Origin of the sequence: Geotalea uraniireducens Rf4 (assembly GCF_000016745.1) — a bacterium.
In the GTDB taxonomy this organism is placed as follows: Bacteria; Desulfobacterota; Desulfuromonadia; order Geobacterales; family Geobacteraceae; genus Geotalea; species Geotalea uraniireducens.
Genome location: NC_009483.1, coordinates 3,664,732 through 3,679,357, shown reverse-complemented (window position 1 = coordinate 3,679,357; position 14,626 = coordinate 3,664,732). Strand labels below are relative to the sequence as shown.

The 14,626-nt window shown below is 52.3% G+C and carries 13 protein-coding genes and 1 pseudogene; 11 read left to right on the top strand and 3 right to left on the bottom strand.

Features of this window, described 5'->3' with window-relative positions; all coding sequences use genetic code 11:
• Nucleotides 1–77: 77 nt before the first annotated feature.
• Together GURA_RS15835 and GURA_RS15830 are read right to left on the bottom strand one after the other, a co-directional pair.
• Nucleotides 78–1,175, bottom strand: a complete 1,098-nt coding sequence (locus tag GURA_RS15835; protein ID WP_011939941.1) for an IS91 family transposase — start codon at nt 1,173–1,175, stop codon at nt 78–80.
• Nucleotides 1,175–2,044 (bottom strand): site-specific integrase, encoded by an 870-nt coding sequence (locus GURA_RS15830; RefSeq protein WP_327049743.1) that lies wholly within the window; start codon nt 2,042–2,044, stop codon nt 1,175–1,177. The genes GURA_RS15835 and GURA_RS15830 overlap by 1 nt, the downstream gene beginning before the upstream one ends.
• An 839-nt stretch (nt 2,045–2,883) precedes the next feature.
• Between GURA_RS15830 and GURA_RS15820 the strand changes: the two genes are divergently transcribed.
• The 11 genes and pseudogenes from GURA_RS15820 (at nt 2,884) to GURA_RS23660 (ending at nt 12,891) form a co-directional block, all read left to right on the top strand.
• Nucleotides 2,884–3,156, top strand: coding sequence for a hypothetical protein (locus GURA_RS15820; protein WP_041245505.1), 273 nt, complete (start codon nt 2,884–2,886; stop codon nt 3,154–3,156).
• 33 nt (nt 3,157–3,189) lie between these two features.
• A complete protein-coding gene (locus GURA_RS15815; protein WP_041245504.1) occupies nt 3,190–3,441 on the top strand; it encodes a hypothetical protein in 252 nt (83 codons plus the stop codon).
• 66 nt (nt 3,442–3,507) lie between these two features.
• Nucleotides 3,508–4,209 carry an MBL fold metallo-hydrolase gene (locus GURA_RS15810; RefSeq protein ID WP_011939939.1) on the top strand — a complete coding sequence of 234 codons (702 nt, stop codon included), beginning with the start codon at nt 3,508–3,510 and terminating at the stop codon, nt 4,207–4,209.
• Between the two features lie 29 nt (nt 4,210–4,238).
• A complete protein-coding gene (locus GURA_RS15805) occupies nt 4,239–5,072 on the top strand; it encodes a 4'-phosphopantetheinyl transferase family protein (RefSeq protein ID WP_011939938.1) in 834 nt (277 codons plus the stop codon).
• Between the two features lie 35 nt (nt 5,073–5,107).
• Nucleotides 5,108–6,073, top strand: coding sequence for an acyltransferase domain-containing protein (locus GURA_RS15800; RefSeq protein WP_011939937.1), 966 nt, complete (start codon nt 5,108–5,110; stop codon nt 6,071–6,073).
• Between the two features lie 17 nt (nt 6,074–6,090).
• Entirely contained in the window at nt 6,091–8,385 is a 2,295-nt protein-coding gene (gene fabD / locus GURA_RS15795) for an ACP S-malonyltransferase (protein WP_011939936.1), read from the top strand.
• A 209-nt stretch (nt 8,386–8,594) separates the two neighbouring features.
• A complete protein-coding gene (locus GURA_RS15790; RefSeq protein ID WP_011939935.1) occupies nt 8,595–9,395 on the top strand; it encodes a helix-turn-helix transcriptional regulator in 801 nt (266 codons plus the stop codon).
• Between the two features lie 411 nt (nt 9,396–9,806).
• Nucleotides 9,807–10,083: pseudogene (locus GURA_RS25420) on the top strand (transposase); the annotation flags it as partial.
• A 336-nt stretch (nt 10,084–10,419) separates the two neighbouring features.
• Nucleotides 10,420–11,433: a UDP-3-O-(3-hydroxymyristoyl)glucosamine N-acyltransferase gene (lpxD, locus tag GURA_RS15780; protein ID WP_011939933.1), complete on the top strand. Its 1,014-nt coding sequence runs from the start codon at nt 10,420–10,422 to the stop codon at nt 11,431–11,433.
• 108 nt (nt 11,434–11,541) lie between these two features.
• Nucleotides 11,542–12,678, top strand: coding sequence for an aminotransferase class V-fold PLP-dependent enzyme (locus GURA_RS15775; protein WP_011939932.1), 1,137 nt, complete (start codon nt 11,542–11,544; stop codon nt 12,676–12,678).
• 39 nt (nt 12,679–12,717) lie between these two features.
• Nucleotides 12,718–12,891 (top strand): rubredoxin, encoded by a 174-nt coding sequence (locus GURA_RS23660; protein ID WP_327049717.1) that lies wholly within the window; start codon nt 12,718–12,720, stop codon nt 12,889–12,891.
• A 123-nt stretch (nt 12,892–13,014) separates the two neighbouring features.
• Here GURA_RS23660 and GURA_RS15770 read toward each other — a convergent pair whose 3' ends face one another.
• Entirely contained in the window at nt 13,015–14,229 is a 1,215-nt protein-coding gene (locus GURA_RS15770; RefSeq protein ID WP_011937053.1) for an IS256 family transposase, read from the bottom strand.
• Nucleotides 14,230–14,626 lie beyond the last annotated feature (397 nt).

Here is a 14,626-nt window from a genome sequence, read left to right as displayed (position 1 = left end):
TCACCGGTAACGCCCCTATCTCCGCTGCAGAGAGGCGCTGATCATTGGCACATTGAGTGGGAACTTCCGGGAGGCCGCTATCCCGACGGTCCAGACGGCCACCTTTTTGCCGGGAGATTTACGAACAGGTACCGCACCAAGCTGCCGCATCCTCGGCAGGTGAGGGCAGCTTTCGGCTTCGGTTCCATCTCGTGCTCCGGTACGTCGAAGCCGTAGGCGAGTTCGATCTTCGTCCTCACTTCCTCAAGCGATACGGCCGCGTTCGGGCTCAGGAAGCCGTAGTAGCGCACCTTCATAAAGCCGGTGGGGAGCACATGCTGGAGAAAACGGCGCAGGAACTCCATGGCATCCAACGCCATGGTGCGCTCCCGGTTGCTCTTCTGTTTCCGGTACCGGAATAAGACCCTGCCGTCTTCCACCTTCACGATGCGGTGGTCGGAGATGGCCACCCGGAAGACGTAGGGCGCCAGGTACTTGATGCTCGCCTCGCTCGCGCCCACCGCCTGTGAGTTCACGTTCCAGGGCTTTAGCCACGCCTCCTTGGGAACTTCGGCCAGAAGCCCCGCCTTCTCGATACTTTCGCGGAACTTGGCGCGGAAGATACTGGAGAGGGCCTTGACCGGCAGGAAGAAATGCTCGCCGCTGCGCCGCCAGCTGCCGTCGGCCGTGGAGATCGCTCCGCCGGGGACCACGTAGTGGATGTGGGGATGGTACTGGAGCTGCCGGCCCCAGGTGTGCAGGACGCCGAAGAAGCCCGGCAGATCGCCCCCCACGTGCCTGGGGTCGAGGCAGAGCTTCTTCATCGCCGCCGAGGAGGCGGCGAAGAGCGCAGCGTAGCAGAGCCTCTGGTGGGAACGGATGAAGTCGCACAACTCCTCGGGCACGGTGAAGGTAAGCATGAAGTGGTGCCCCGGAAGCATGCGCTCCATCTGCCGCTCCAGCCACTGCGTAGTCTTGTGGCTCTGGCACTGGGGGCAGTGCCGGTTGCCGCAGGAGCGGTTCAGGATGTGGTTCAGGCCGCACTCCTCGCAGCGGTAGACGACGCTGCCGTTCTCCTCGGTGCGGCACAAAAGGATGGCGTCGATCACCTTCCTGTGCTCCGGCGGCATGGCGTCGCCGAAGCGGCGCAGGTATTCGGGGGCGAACTCGCGGAAGATCTCGGCTATGGCGCCCATCAGCGGATCTCCCCCATGAGGCGGTTGATGATCTGGACGGCGTCATCATGCCCCTTGCGGGTCAGATGGAGATAGACCATGGTCGTCTCGATCGACGAATGGCCGAGGTAGCGCTGGATCACCCGCAGGTTCACCCCCTCCTCCAGGAGGTGCGTGGCATAATGCCTAAGCGTATGGATGTGCACGGAGCGCTTGGTGATGCCGGCCTGGCGCACCGCATCCTTCATGGCGCCAACGACGGTGGTTATGGCCAAGGGAGATTCAGCGGTCGCGCCCTGCTTGTCCCCGCACCCCAGAGCGGGAAAGATCGGGCGCGGGTTCTTGTGCGACTTCCAGTGCTCGCGCAGCACCGCCAGGGTCGGGGGCGGCAGGGGCACCATGCGGTCTTTGGCCCCCTTGCCGCGGTGCACATGGATGAGCATGCGGTCGCTGTCGATGTCCCCCACTTCCAGATGCAGCCCCTCCTGGAGGCGCAGTCCGCAGGAGTAGACGGTGAACAGGTAGGCGCGGTTGTGGGGAGTGCGCACGCAGGAAAGGATGCGGGCGATCTCCTCCTGGGAGAGTACGGCGGGGAGCTTCTTGGAGCGCTCGGCCTTGAGGTAGCCGAAGATGTGCCAGTCGCGGCGAAGGACCTTCTCGAAGAAGAAGCGGATCGCGCAGTAGCAGATGCGCAGAGTCCCGGAGGACCACTTGTCGACGTTTCTGCGGTGGAGGAAGTATTCCTGAAGTTCCTCCTCGGAAATCAGGTCGGGGGTCTTGTCGTAGAACAGCACAAGCATGCGCACAGCACGGGTGTAGCATTGCTGCGAGCCCTCCGCTAGCCCAGCGAGTTGCAGCGCCTTCATCGATCTTTCGTACCAGTCGTTCATCATGTCCCTTCTCCTTTCGAGTGTGATGGCTACGAAAGAGGAAATACGTGATTGAACGGCTGGTACGGAAGGATTTATGTCAGTCGGCGAGGAAAAGGGGCGGGGAAGTCGGCGGGTTATGATTTTACTGCCGCGTCAGCGGGCTTACTTGAACAGGTTGTGAAGTGGACGATTGAAGTGAATAAGTGAGTGATAAGAAATGGAGGGAAGAAGGTCTAGATAACCGCCTTCAGGTGGCCAGAATTGACGGCGTTCGTAGCAGCTAACATGTTCAGAAGAGAGCCGGATTCGACAGCTCCCCGTTCACTGAAAGAAATCACCTGTCCTTAAGCACAGGTGATTTCTTTTGCGAAAATAGATACTAGTAACACAGTTTTTTGAATACCAGTTTAATGTAGTAGGGTTAATTATGCGACGATTAGGGAGATTTTGTAAAAAATGTCCAGACACTTCAGACATTCTGCATTACAGGTGGCAAGCACGCCAACCTGCGGCCACTTCTCAGATCTCCTCTGATGAACTACCTTGAACGGAGAAGGGTGCGGTAAATCGGGTTTTGACAGAGACTTGGTCCTTTGAGGCCACGCCTCGACGTTCATTCCGGCGGATACTGTGCCGCTCTTGATTCTTTCATAAACCGAAAGCCGATAACAGGATGGATTCGTCGAGAGACTGCGCCAATATCGAGAAGAAAAAAGGTAGCTGCACAGTCACTATCACCATTGATAGGAGCAATTAGGAGTAGCGTGAAAATGGCCTGGGCCTCGCTCTCGCGAGCGGCCTCGACCTTGACATGCGTAATCAGATTCGGCTGGTTCTTGTCCGGGGAATACGTCTCCATGACTGTATCTGGTATCCCTTCCCCTTGTGGCCGCAATAGCCGGCATCGGGATCGGACGGATTCTGCAGAGAGCTGGCCGGAGCCTCTGCTCGCCAAGGCGTTTCGTGACCGGGACAGGCCCGAGGGGGACCTCGTCTTTTACGACATCACCTCGACTTGGTTCGACGGAGACCGCTCGCTCGTCGAGGACGACTTTCGTCGGTTCGGCTATAGCCGCGACGGCCGCTTCGACAGGCGCCAGAACCAGAAACTTGCACCGCTGAAACTATGAGTTGCGGCAACTAAATTTTCTGCGGAGGTGTCCATGACAAAAGAAATGAAGGGTAGCTTTACGGCGCCTTCTGGCCAGAGTGTGACCAACGCCCTAGCCGAGTTGATCATGTGGCCCGGTTGCGAAGGCTGCTTGGCCGCTACCTCCGATTCCGGCTGTGATCTCGGCGCCAAGACTGTGATGGTGCGGAATGAACAGGGACAGAAAGTTGCGAGACCCTTGCAGAATTGTCCAAGGCCCGAGCTGTACGATGATTACTTGCTTGAGCACCTGAAAAGGATCTAAAGGGCGTGCCGCCTCGGCGGTAGATCTTCGGCGAATTGCCGTCCCGCCGATGCAACGTAAGGGGCTATGACTTCATCAGGGTGTCGTACCGATATTCAGGGGTACCAGGTATTCCCTCTCAGGATCTGTTATCAGTTCATGATCAACTACTGCTACATCATCTTGGACCGTTTTTCCGGCGAGGCGGCGATCGTCGATCCGGCCTGGGATCTGGAGGCGTTACAGGGGAAGTTGCAAGAGATGGGCGCGAGACCAACGATGATACTGCTGACCCACTCCCATTACGACCATGTCAATCTGGTGGCCCCGTTGGTCCGAGAGTACGACCCGAAGGTGATACTCTCCCGGCAGGAAAGGGATTACTACCAGTTCTCCTGCGACAACCTCTTCGCCGCAGAGCATCTCGATCAGATACGGCTGGGAGAGACGTTAATCAACTGTCTCCTGACCCCGGGCCATACCACCGGCAGCATGTGTTATCTGCTGTCGCACAGCCTGTTCACGGGAGACACCGTATTTGTCGAGGGGTGCGGCATATGTACCACAGAGGGGGGATCTGCGTCGGGGATGTTTGAGAGCATTCAGAGGATAAAGCGGACGGTCGAGCCGCACGTTTCTGTCTTTCCGGGTCACTGTTATGGGCGCGCTCCCGGTTGCAGCCTCGCTTCGGTCATGGAGCACAACATCTATTTCCACCTAGAGAGCAAAAGACAATTCGTCGATTTTCGGATGCGCAAAGGACAGACCAACTCCTTCGCATTCAAGTGACACAGCTTGCTGCCCCCATGGGAGATAAAGTGGTTGCCAAAAGCACCGAAGCATCGCATCCATTGGAGCGGCTGATTCAACAACACGAGGTTTTTTCCCCAAGGGGGTGGTGTCGCGCCTATAGCGCTCGGTTGTGGCTGCGTCGTCCGGAGAGTCTGAACCAGGGGGCCCTATGTTTGTGCCGCTGCCCTTTGTTGCCTTCGGAGCGTCTCGTTGCCTCCCTGTTGACAAGCGAAGAGTTCGCCTATTACGCGGGGGTGAGCTCCGAGAAGCGGAAACAGAGTTTTCTCATCGGGAGGTACGCGGCGAAAAAGGCAGTGTCTTTGGTGTCCAACGAAAAACCAGAAGATATCCGAATACACTACGGTGTATTTAATAATCCCCTAATCAGTAACAGTTCGACACAAGGGGAACGGCTGGAAATAAGCATCTCGCATGCATCGGAGATCGGTGCCGCTCTGGTCTTTCCTTCTGCCCACCAGATGGGGATTGACATAGAGAGGGTGGATGCAACCAAAGCGAAAGTTATCGAAAAAGAGATGACGCGTAAGGAGTTAGACACGCTCAACGAATGGTCAGCATTAGATTACAACTCCATTTTGACTATGGCGTGGACCATTAAAGAATCGCTATCGAAATCGCTCAGAACCGGACTGATGACGCCTTTCAGCGTGTTCGAGATATCGAGAGTCTCAGCACGTGGCGGTTTAATAGAATCCACTTTCTCAAACTTTTCTCAATACAAGTCTATTTCATTTAAGATGGCCGATTTCTTTGTTTCTCTAACCTGCCCCAAAAGAACGGAAATAGAAATCGACGTTCAAAAGATTTTTAAGGGACTGTTCACCGACGACGTATCGTAATCTCAGTGAAGAACCAGAATGTAAGGATAGGTAGAGTGACAAATTCAGTCGTGTATATGTTTTCCGGTCAGGGTTCCCAGTATTACGGCATGGCCAAAGAGCTTTACAAGGGGCACAGGGGGTTCCGGCAGACGTTCGACAAGCTCGATGGTGTTGCCTCCGGTCTCATCGGCGAGTCCCTGGCGAAGCTGCTCTACCGGTCGGGGGGGGATCCCAGCGAACCGTTCAACCAGATCCTCCATACCCATCCCGCGATATTCATGGTCGAATATGCTCTGGCCCAGGCGTTGATTCAGGACGGTGTGCTCCCCTGCGCCACTTTGGGCTGCAGCTTGGGGGAATTTACTTCGGCTGCGGTGGCGGGCGTCGCCGAGGTCGAGGAGCTTCTAGAAGCGGTCCTTGTGCAGGCCAAGACTCTGATCAACCATTGCCGTGGCGGCTCCATGCTGGCCATCCTTTACGACGCCGCTTTTTACCAGTCGGCGCCGATCCTTTACCAAAACTCGGAGCTAGTCTCGATCAATTATGATACCCACTTCGTAATTTCCGGCTTCCCCGAAAAGATCAAGGAGATCCGCGCGTTTCTCGCCAAAGAGAGGATTCTTTCCCAGTCTCTCCCGGTATCATATGCCTTTCATTCCTCTCTGATAGATCCTGCCGCCACGCCTTATCGGGAATACCTTGACGCCAAGAAGTTTCTCCCTCCCAGCGTCCCTTTTGCGTCCTGCCTGACCGGGACGGTCACGGAAAACTTTACGGGACATTATTTCTGGGACGTCATCAGACAGCGGATCCTCTTTACCGAAGCGCTCAGGGAACTGGAAAAGGACGGACCTATGATTTATCTCGACCTCGGCCCGGGAGGGACACTCGCCAATTTCGTGAGGAGAAATCTCGCGCTCGATTCGCGCTCTGAGACCTATGCAGTGATAACTCCCTACCATCAGGAGATGAAATCTCTTCAGCAGATAGGTTCGGTTACCACCAAAAAACTAAGATAATGAGAAGGGGAACTAACATGGTTACGCATATCTTTCCGGGGCAGGGTTCGCAGCAGAAAGGGATGGGGGGCACCCTCTTCGATGAGTTTCCAGATCTCGTTGCAAAGGCAGACACCATACTCGGTTATTCCCTAAAGGCCCTGTGCCTTGAAGACCGGCACAAACAGTTGGTGCAAACCCAGTTCACCCAGCCGGCACTTTTCGTGGTCAATGCCTTGAGCTACCTGAAGAAGGTGCAGGAGACGGGAATGCGCCCGGATTACCTTGCCGGTCATAGCCTCGGGGAGTACAACGCGCTCTTTGCCGGGAAGGCTTTCGATTTCGAGACGGGGCTCAAGCTGGTTCAAAAGCGGGGCCAACTGATGAGCCAGGCAACCGGAGGGGGGATGGCCGCGGTGATGGGGGTCAGCGCCGACCAGGTGGAGGATATCCTGCGCCGCAACAAAATAGAGACCATAGATATTGCCAACATCAACGCCCCGTCGCAAACCGTGGTTGCTGGGCCGAAAGAAGAGATCCTGCGCATTGCGCCAATCTTCGAGGCGGCGGGGACCATCTACATACCTCTGAACGTCAGCGGGGCCTTCCATTCCCGCTACATGAAGGCTTCGCAAAAGGAGTTTGAAGCGTTCCTCCAGCAATTCACCTTCTCGCCGCTGGAGATACCGGTAATTTCGAACGTCGAGGCCCGCCCTTACAAGGGGGACGTGAAAGCAAACCTGGTGAAGCAGATCTCCCAGTCGGTGAAATGGACCGAGTCGATCCGCTACCTGATGGGGAAAGGAGTAGACACTTTCGAGGAAATCGGCCCCGGCAACGTACTTAGCTCCCTGGTGGAGACGATCCGGAGGCAGCCCCAACCGCTGGTCGTTGAGGAGGAGGTGATCCGGCCGGAGGAGGCGAAAGCGCGGCAGCCAGCTGCCAGCGTCGTCAGTCAAGCAAGGGAGGCGGGAGGGCTTTCGGGAGCCATCACGGCCACAAACTTGGGAAACAGGAGCTTTAGGCAGGATTACAATCTGAGGTATGCCTACGTAGCCGGTTCCATGTACCGGGGGATCTCATCGCCCGAGATGGTGGTCAAGCTGGGCCAAGCGGGAATGCTCGGTTTCTGGGGCTCCGGCGGAACGAAGGTGCAGGAACTCGAAGCCGCGGTGCAGTACATACAGGGAAAACTCACCGCAGGAGAGCCGTACGGCGTCAACCTGCTCCATAGCCCCAACGACCCGAGCCGCGAGGATCAGAAGGTCGATATCCTGCTGAAGTACGGGGTGAAGGTCGTCGAGGCCTCTGCCTATCTTATCATTACCCCTGCGCTCGTGAGATATCGGGCTCAGGGGCTGCGGCGCTCCGGAGATGGGACCGTCACGGGTGCTACCCGGATCATCGCCAAGGTGTCGAGGCCGGAGATAGCTGAGGCGTTTCTTTCGCCGGCACCGGAGCGGGTGGTAGAGAAGCTGCTCCAGGAGCGGAGCATAACTCAAGAGCAGGCGGCGCTGTTGAAGGAGATACCGGTAGCAGACGACCTCTGCGCCGAGGCCGATTCCGGAGGGCACACTGACGGGGCCGTGGCCTACGCCCTCCTTCCCACCATTCGGAAGCTGCGCGATGAACTGGTGCAGAGGTACGGTTACCGGAAGGAGGTCCGGGTCGGCGCAGCCGGCGGGATCGGTACCCCCGAGGCCGCTGCTGCGGCTCTCATCATGGGAGCTGATTTCATTCTGACCGGCTCGATCAACCAATGCACTGTCGAGGCGAGGACCAGCGACGCGGTGAAAGACATGCTCCAGGGGGTGAACATGCAGGACACGGCTTACGCACCGGCCGGAGATATGTTCGAACTCGGTGCCAAGGTTCAGGTCATGAAGCGCGGGGTCTTCTTCCCTTCCCGTGCCAACAAGCTTTACGAGCTGTACCGGCAGTACAACTCCATAAACGACATCGACCAGAAGACCAAGAAAATGCTTGAGGAGAAATATTTCAAGCGGAGCTTCGAGGATGTCTACCGCGAGATGCTCTCCTCCCGCTCTCCCGAGGATAAGGAGAGGTTGGAGCGTAACCCTAAGCAGAAACTCGCTTTCCTCTTCAAGTGGTACTTCAGGCACAGCACCGAGGCGGCGCTGGAGGGGAGGCCGGGACAGGAGGTCGATTACCAGGTCCAGTGCGGCCCCTCGCTTGGCGCTTTCAACCAGTGGATGAAAGGGACCCCACTGGAGAATTGGCGCAACCGCAAAGTCGACGAGATCGGCGAAAAACTGATGATCGAGACGGCGGATCTTCTGAACGCACGTTTCGAGGCGCTGGCTCGCTGCTGAGTGGCATTGCCGCAGCCGGCTGCCACGGAGCGGCTGCCACGGAGCGGCTGCCACACGTTTTCGGGTCACCCACGGCTCCGTGATGCCATCCGGCGCCCATCCTCGAACGACCGGAACGGTGGCCAAAACCCAAGATGAAGGGCTTCCAGCCCTATGCGGCTATCCAAGCCTCCGACGATGCGTTATAACAAAACTCTGGCAGGCCATAGATGGAAATAAATATCAAACATAAACTGTTATTAGTTGATGACGATAATGAATTTGCCAACTGCTTCATGGCTATCATGGGCCATGATTTCGAGGTCGAAGTTGTTGACTGCGGTATTGACGCCGTAGAGGCAATAAAGCATCTAGGTGATATTGATTTGGTTGTCTTGGACGACAAACTTCCAGACATTTCCGGCTTGGATGTTTTGCGGCAAATAAAGGCGCTTAAGCCGCATGTGTCAGTTATTTTAACAACCTCGTGCGGTAGTGAGGAACTTGCAGTGCAGTCATTTCGGAACGGTGCTGGAGACTACGTCAATAAGCCCATAGATTTTACCGAGCTAAGGAGAATTATCCTAGCTTTAGTTCCTGGCAGGAATACAGCAGCAGCCGAGAAAAATAATGGGATAGCGTATCATAATTGCCGAATTAAAAAAGAGATTGATGACATTGAAGCAAATAATCGCTATAGCAACAAAATGCAAAAAGCACTTAACTTTATAGATGATCATTATCGGACTAAAATACGACTTGGCACTGTGGCAGATCATGCCGGAATGTCCATGTATCATTTTTCCAAGATATTTAAAAAAATAATGGGAATAACATACCAGGACCACCTAAACAACATACGAATCGAGACTGCAATGGTGTTACTCAAAACGAACTATTCTATTACTGATGTTGCTTTTGAAGTGGGGTATGAGGATATAACGCATTTCGGAAAAACCTTTAAAAAGATTGTTGGTTATCCTCCATCGAAATACCGTAAAAACGTAAAAAATGGCCTTAGATTAAGCTAAAGGTACATGAAGCCGATAACAGGGCGATTGGCCTGGTAGTATCCAGCTTTTGATTGTCATTTCGTTAGATCTGATACCACTTTCGGATTCCCGGGAACCAGCACAGGGGCGGCTGACTCTGATTGTTGACACATGTTGACTTGAGCAACGCCGTACCGCCATAGATCTCCTTTGCCAGGCTCAATCCAGTTATCATCTACCCGCATTGCCAATATTCACCGAATAAATCGCAACATAAACCGAGACTGTCATTTTAATTTCATATAATATTCAGTCACAATTGGATGCGTGTAAACTTTCAAAGCACTATTTTGAAGCTCATACCATCTATCTGTTCTGCCATGCTCCCCTCGTGTCAGTATTGTTGTCGCCTCGATAGCTCTGTAAGCTAAGGGGTAGAGAGGTGGTCAATTGGCTAGATACTCACAAGCGTTCAAGAAACGAGCAGTTGCACGGTTGCTGCCACAGGAGAGTTCTCCGGTCGAAGTAGTATTACGGGAGATTGGAATCTCGGCGGACACGTTGGAGCGGTGGCGCTCAGAAGCACTCGCAATGTCGAGCAGTGATAAGACCTGGACAGCGGCGGCGCGCTTGGAAGCAGTGATCGCAACATCGGCTATGGATGAAGCGGCAAAAAACGCATGGTGCCGGCAGCAGGGTGTTTATCCAAGCGAGTTGGAGAAATCGAGTACAGGCCCTGGTGACGCCCGAGGAGAAGCCGGCCAGCCCTCACAGACGCGACAGGACCATCGGCGCATATAGGAGCTTGAGCGCGAGCTGAGGCGCAAGGAGAAAGCACTTGCCAAAACGGCGACGCTCCTGGTTCTTTCAAAAAAGCTCTCGGCGATCTACGGGGAGGGCGCGGACTCATGGCTCGCCACGAGCGCTAAATCAAGGCCAAAGAGAGCAAACCACGCCGATGGCACGCGCCGTGCTCCACCAGGCTAACTATGCTTAGCCTTTAGAAAAGCTTTTTTCAAATGGGCTGAAACAAATGCCAGTACTCACAGGAGAACGTGTATATATGAAATTGTCTTTAATAGCATCAATAGCAGAAGGAGAACTTAGGGGAACAGACTGTGAAATAACAGGAATCTCAGACCTTGAACACCAGGAAGAAGGTACAATAGCATTTGCAGAAAATAAAAAGTCAATGGATATTCTCAAAAACTCGCAGGTTTCAGCGCTGATTATTAAAAAAGATTCTGAACTGCCAGAAAAGCCTGTAATTTTGGTGAATGATCCAAAATTTGCTTTCACGAAGATAATTGAACTCTTTTCGCCATATAAACCATATCCAGTCAAACAGTATGAGAATGTTTATGTCGAAAGCACCGCCAAGATTGGCAAAGATGTGACGATTATGCCGTTTACTTCGATTATGGATAATGCCTCGATTGGGGATGGTACGGTAATTTATTCACAGGTTTTCATCGGCAAAAATGTGAAGGTTGGCACTAACTGTATAATCAAAGCCGGTGTTAAGATTGACGACGAGACTGTAGTTGGGAATAATGTGATAATTCATCACAACAGCGTCATAGGTGGCGACGGTTTTAATTATGTTGAAAAACATGGTGTCCATGTCAAATTTCACCATATAGGTAACATTGAAATCGAAGACGATGTCGAAATAGGGGCATGTGTAACGGTAGACAGGGCAGCTATTGTAAAAACAACAATCGGAAAAGGGACAAAGATAGATAATCTCGTCCAGATAGCCCACAATGTTAAGATTGGTAGTAACACAATCCTATGCAGCCAGGTAGGAGTAGCAGGAAGCTCAAAAATTGGAAACAACTGTGTTCTTGCTGGTCAGGTCGGCGTTGCTAATCATTTAACTATTGGAAATAATGTTATTGTTTTGGCCAGGTCGGGCATTGCAACTAACCTGGATGACCGAAAAATGTATTGGGGTACACCTGCCACAGAAGCTACGCAACAAAAGCGTATCAATATATGCTTGCATCGCCTGCCGGATATAGTGAAAAAAATAGAGCTTCTGAGTAAGACATACGAGTCGTCGCTTAAATCTTGAGTCCATGTTGTTGAGCCTTGCATCCGATACCAAATGCTGCTGTCGAATTTGCACGATCAGAATCAGGCCTTAGGCCGAGACCATATTATATCTCAGGGAGGTTAATAGATGCTTTATATCAATAATGCTTCGACTTCTTCACCAAAACCGGAAGCGGTTTACAAAGCCGTTGAACTGTGTATTCGGACAAGTGGCATGAGTTCGGATAGAAGCTCATTTGTCTCCAAGCTGGATTTTATCCCTAACGAAACGAGGGCATTGATAGCAAAGCTGATCAATGCCAGTGATCCTACCCAAATCGTATTCACTATGAATGGTACTGAGGCCTTGAATTTGGCTATCAAAGGTATCTTGAAGCGTGGGGACCATGTTATCACCACGAGCCTGGAACATAATTCCGTTATAAGGCCTCTTAAGCACTTGGAACAAGATGGGGATATTGAACTCAGCATTGTCCAGGCCAGTTCCGAAGGTTTATTGGATCCCAATGACATTGTCCCGTTGATCAAAAGTAACACTAAACTGATAGTAACTGCCCACATAACCAATGTATTGGGAACGACGATACCTATCGAAGAAATCGGCAAAATTGCAGCTCAGCATAACATAAAATACTTGGTGGACGCGGCTCAAAGTATAGGTTTTGCCGATATCGACGTCGAGAAAATGAATATAGATATGCTCGCATTCCCCGGCCATAAGTCCTTATTTGGGCCTTCAGGCACTGGAGGATTGTATATAAAGAAAGGCATAGATCTCACACCGATTAAGTATGGTGGCACCGGCAATTTGTCCGAACCGATTACGCAACCTGATTTCCTGCCTTATAAGTATGAAAGCGGAACCCCCAATACACTGGGTATATGTGGGCTTAATGCCGGGTTGAAATTTGTTGCCAGTGAAGGTGTGGCTAACATAAGAAAGCATGAGCATGAATTGGCTTGCATGCTTTACGAGGAATTGTCGACTATTAAAGGAGTGACACTCTATGGTCCCAAGAGCCCTGCTGAGATAACATCTATCGTAGCGTTCAATGTCAAAGATAAAAATCCTATGAAGGTGGCAAATACGCTGATTACTAAGTTCGGAATAATCACCAGGCCTGGGTTACACTGTGCCCCTCTGACACATCAAACCGTCGGAACTTGGAAAGATGGTTCGGTCCGGATCAGCGCCGGGTATTTTAATACAAAAGAACATATTGATGAGGTGGTGAAGGCTGTTGCTGCCATCACTGCTACCTAACCTAGGGTTAATTTTTTGATACGTTTGAATTAAAGATAAATGGAGGCGCTATTTATGGACGAATACATCTGTACTGTTTGCGGCTATCTATACAATCCTCAGCTCGGCGATACTGACTCTGGTATCTTGCCTAACACTTCTTTTACTCAAATCACGGATTACTGGACATGTCCGAAATGCGAGGCAGTTAAAAGTGACTTCGTAAAAAAATAACACCCATTGCTGATTCGGGCGCGAAAGCACCTCTGCATAAAAAATCACGTGATCTCTCGAAGTTTTGTGCATCTGCCGGGGGCCTGTCAATAGTTTTGTGTAAATGGTTTTGGTTCCCTGTTTTTAATAGCTTGGCATTCTGTCTTCAAAAAGAATGGAAAAGCGGTTCATGGCAGCTTTCCAGTCTCTGATCGGCAGGGTCCATTTCTTCGCGATGTTTCTCAGCGCCAGGTATAGTAACTTGAACATTGCCTCATCATTGGGAAACGAGCCCCGGTTTTTGGTCACCTTTCTGAGTGACATATTCAGTGATTCAATGGCATTGGTTGTGTAAATAACCTTTCGTATATCAGCTGGATAGGCAAAAAATGGTATAACTTGCGCCCAGTTCCGGCGCCAGGACTGGCTGATCGTCGGGTGTGTTTTGTCCCATTTTGCCTCAAATGCTGTCAGTTCCATTTCGGCCTGCTCAGCGGTCGCTGACTGGTAGATAACCTTCAAATCTGTCGCAACTTCTTTGCGTTGTTTCCACGAAACGAACTTCAAGGAATTGCGTACCATATGGACGATGCAAAGTTGGACTTGAGTGTTGGGATAAACTATTTCTATGGCCTCAGGGAACCCCTTCAGGCCGTCAACGCAGGCAATGAAGATGTCTTGGACACCACGGTTCTTAAGTTCGGTCACAACCTGCAACCAGAACTTGGCTCCTTCGTTTTCGGAGACCCACATTCCCAGAACTTCCTTGGCACCGTCTATGTTGATGCCGATGGCCAGATAGACAGCCTTGTTCACAACATGGCCATTGCCTCTGGCTTTGACCCTGATGGCATCCATGTAAACGATGGGATAAAGCGCATCCAACGGGCGGTTCTGCCAAGCTTTGACCTCTTCAGCTACTGCTTCAGTCACTATTGAAATCAGAGCGGGGGATACTTCAACACCGTAGATTTCCTCCAAGTGTCCCTGGATCTCACGAGTGGTAAGCCCGCGGGAGTACAGGGAGATAATCTTATCATCGAACTCGGCGAACCGGGTTTGGCCTTTGGGAATGATGACTGGTTCAAAGCTGCTATCCCGGTCACGAGGGACCTCAATCGGCATGGTGCCAAAATCGCCTTTGATGGTCTTTGCCGACGAGCCATTGCGTGCATTGCCACCTTTGGCGGAAACGGAAGCATGCTTCTCGTGGCCGAGGTGCAGTGTCATTTCAGCCTGGAGCGCCCGCTGAAGAACAGCCTTGGTCAACTGCTTCAGCAGCCCGTTTTCCCCTAGAATCTCTTCGGGGGTCTTATAATGTTTGAGTAGATCGTCGATTACGTCGGTGTTAATAGTCATGTGATCTCCTTAGGGTAACTTGGTGTACCCCCTAATGACCATTTACACAAACCTTTTTACACCCTCTCTGCCGGTGTCCTTCCGTGCTTATGACGCTCGCGTAGCCTTCTCAAAGGCAGCCTTCCCGGCTGCCTTTTGTTTTTTTGGGCAGTCGATGCCAGTCTTCCCCACCCGTATCCGACCGCTGTCATTGGCTGTCACTGCTGCAATGTGCAGCATGGGGAGGAATGAACACTTGAACAGCGGCTTCTGTATAGCTCCTGAAACAGCAGCTTCGGGAAGTTGACGACGTCTGCCCGAACGAATTGGTCGGTTGCCAATATTCGCCGAATTAATGACAACATACGCCGAGACTATAAAATTGATTTAATATAACCTGAAATTCTAACATAATATT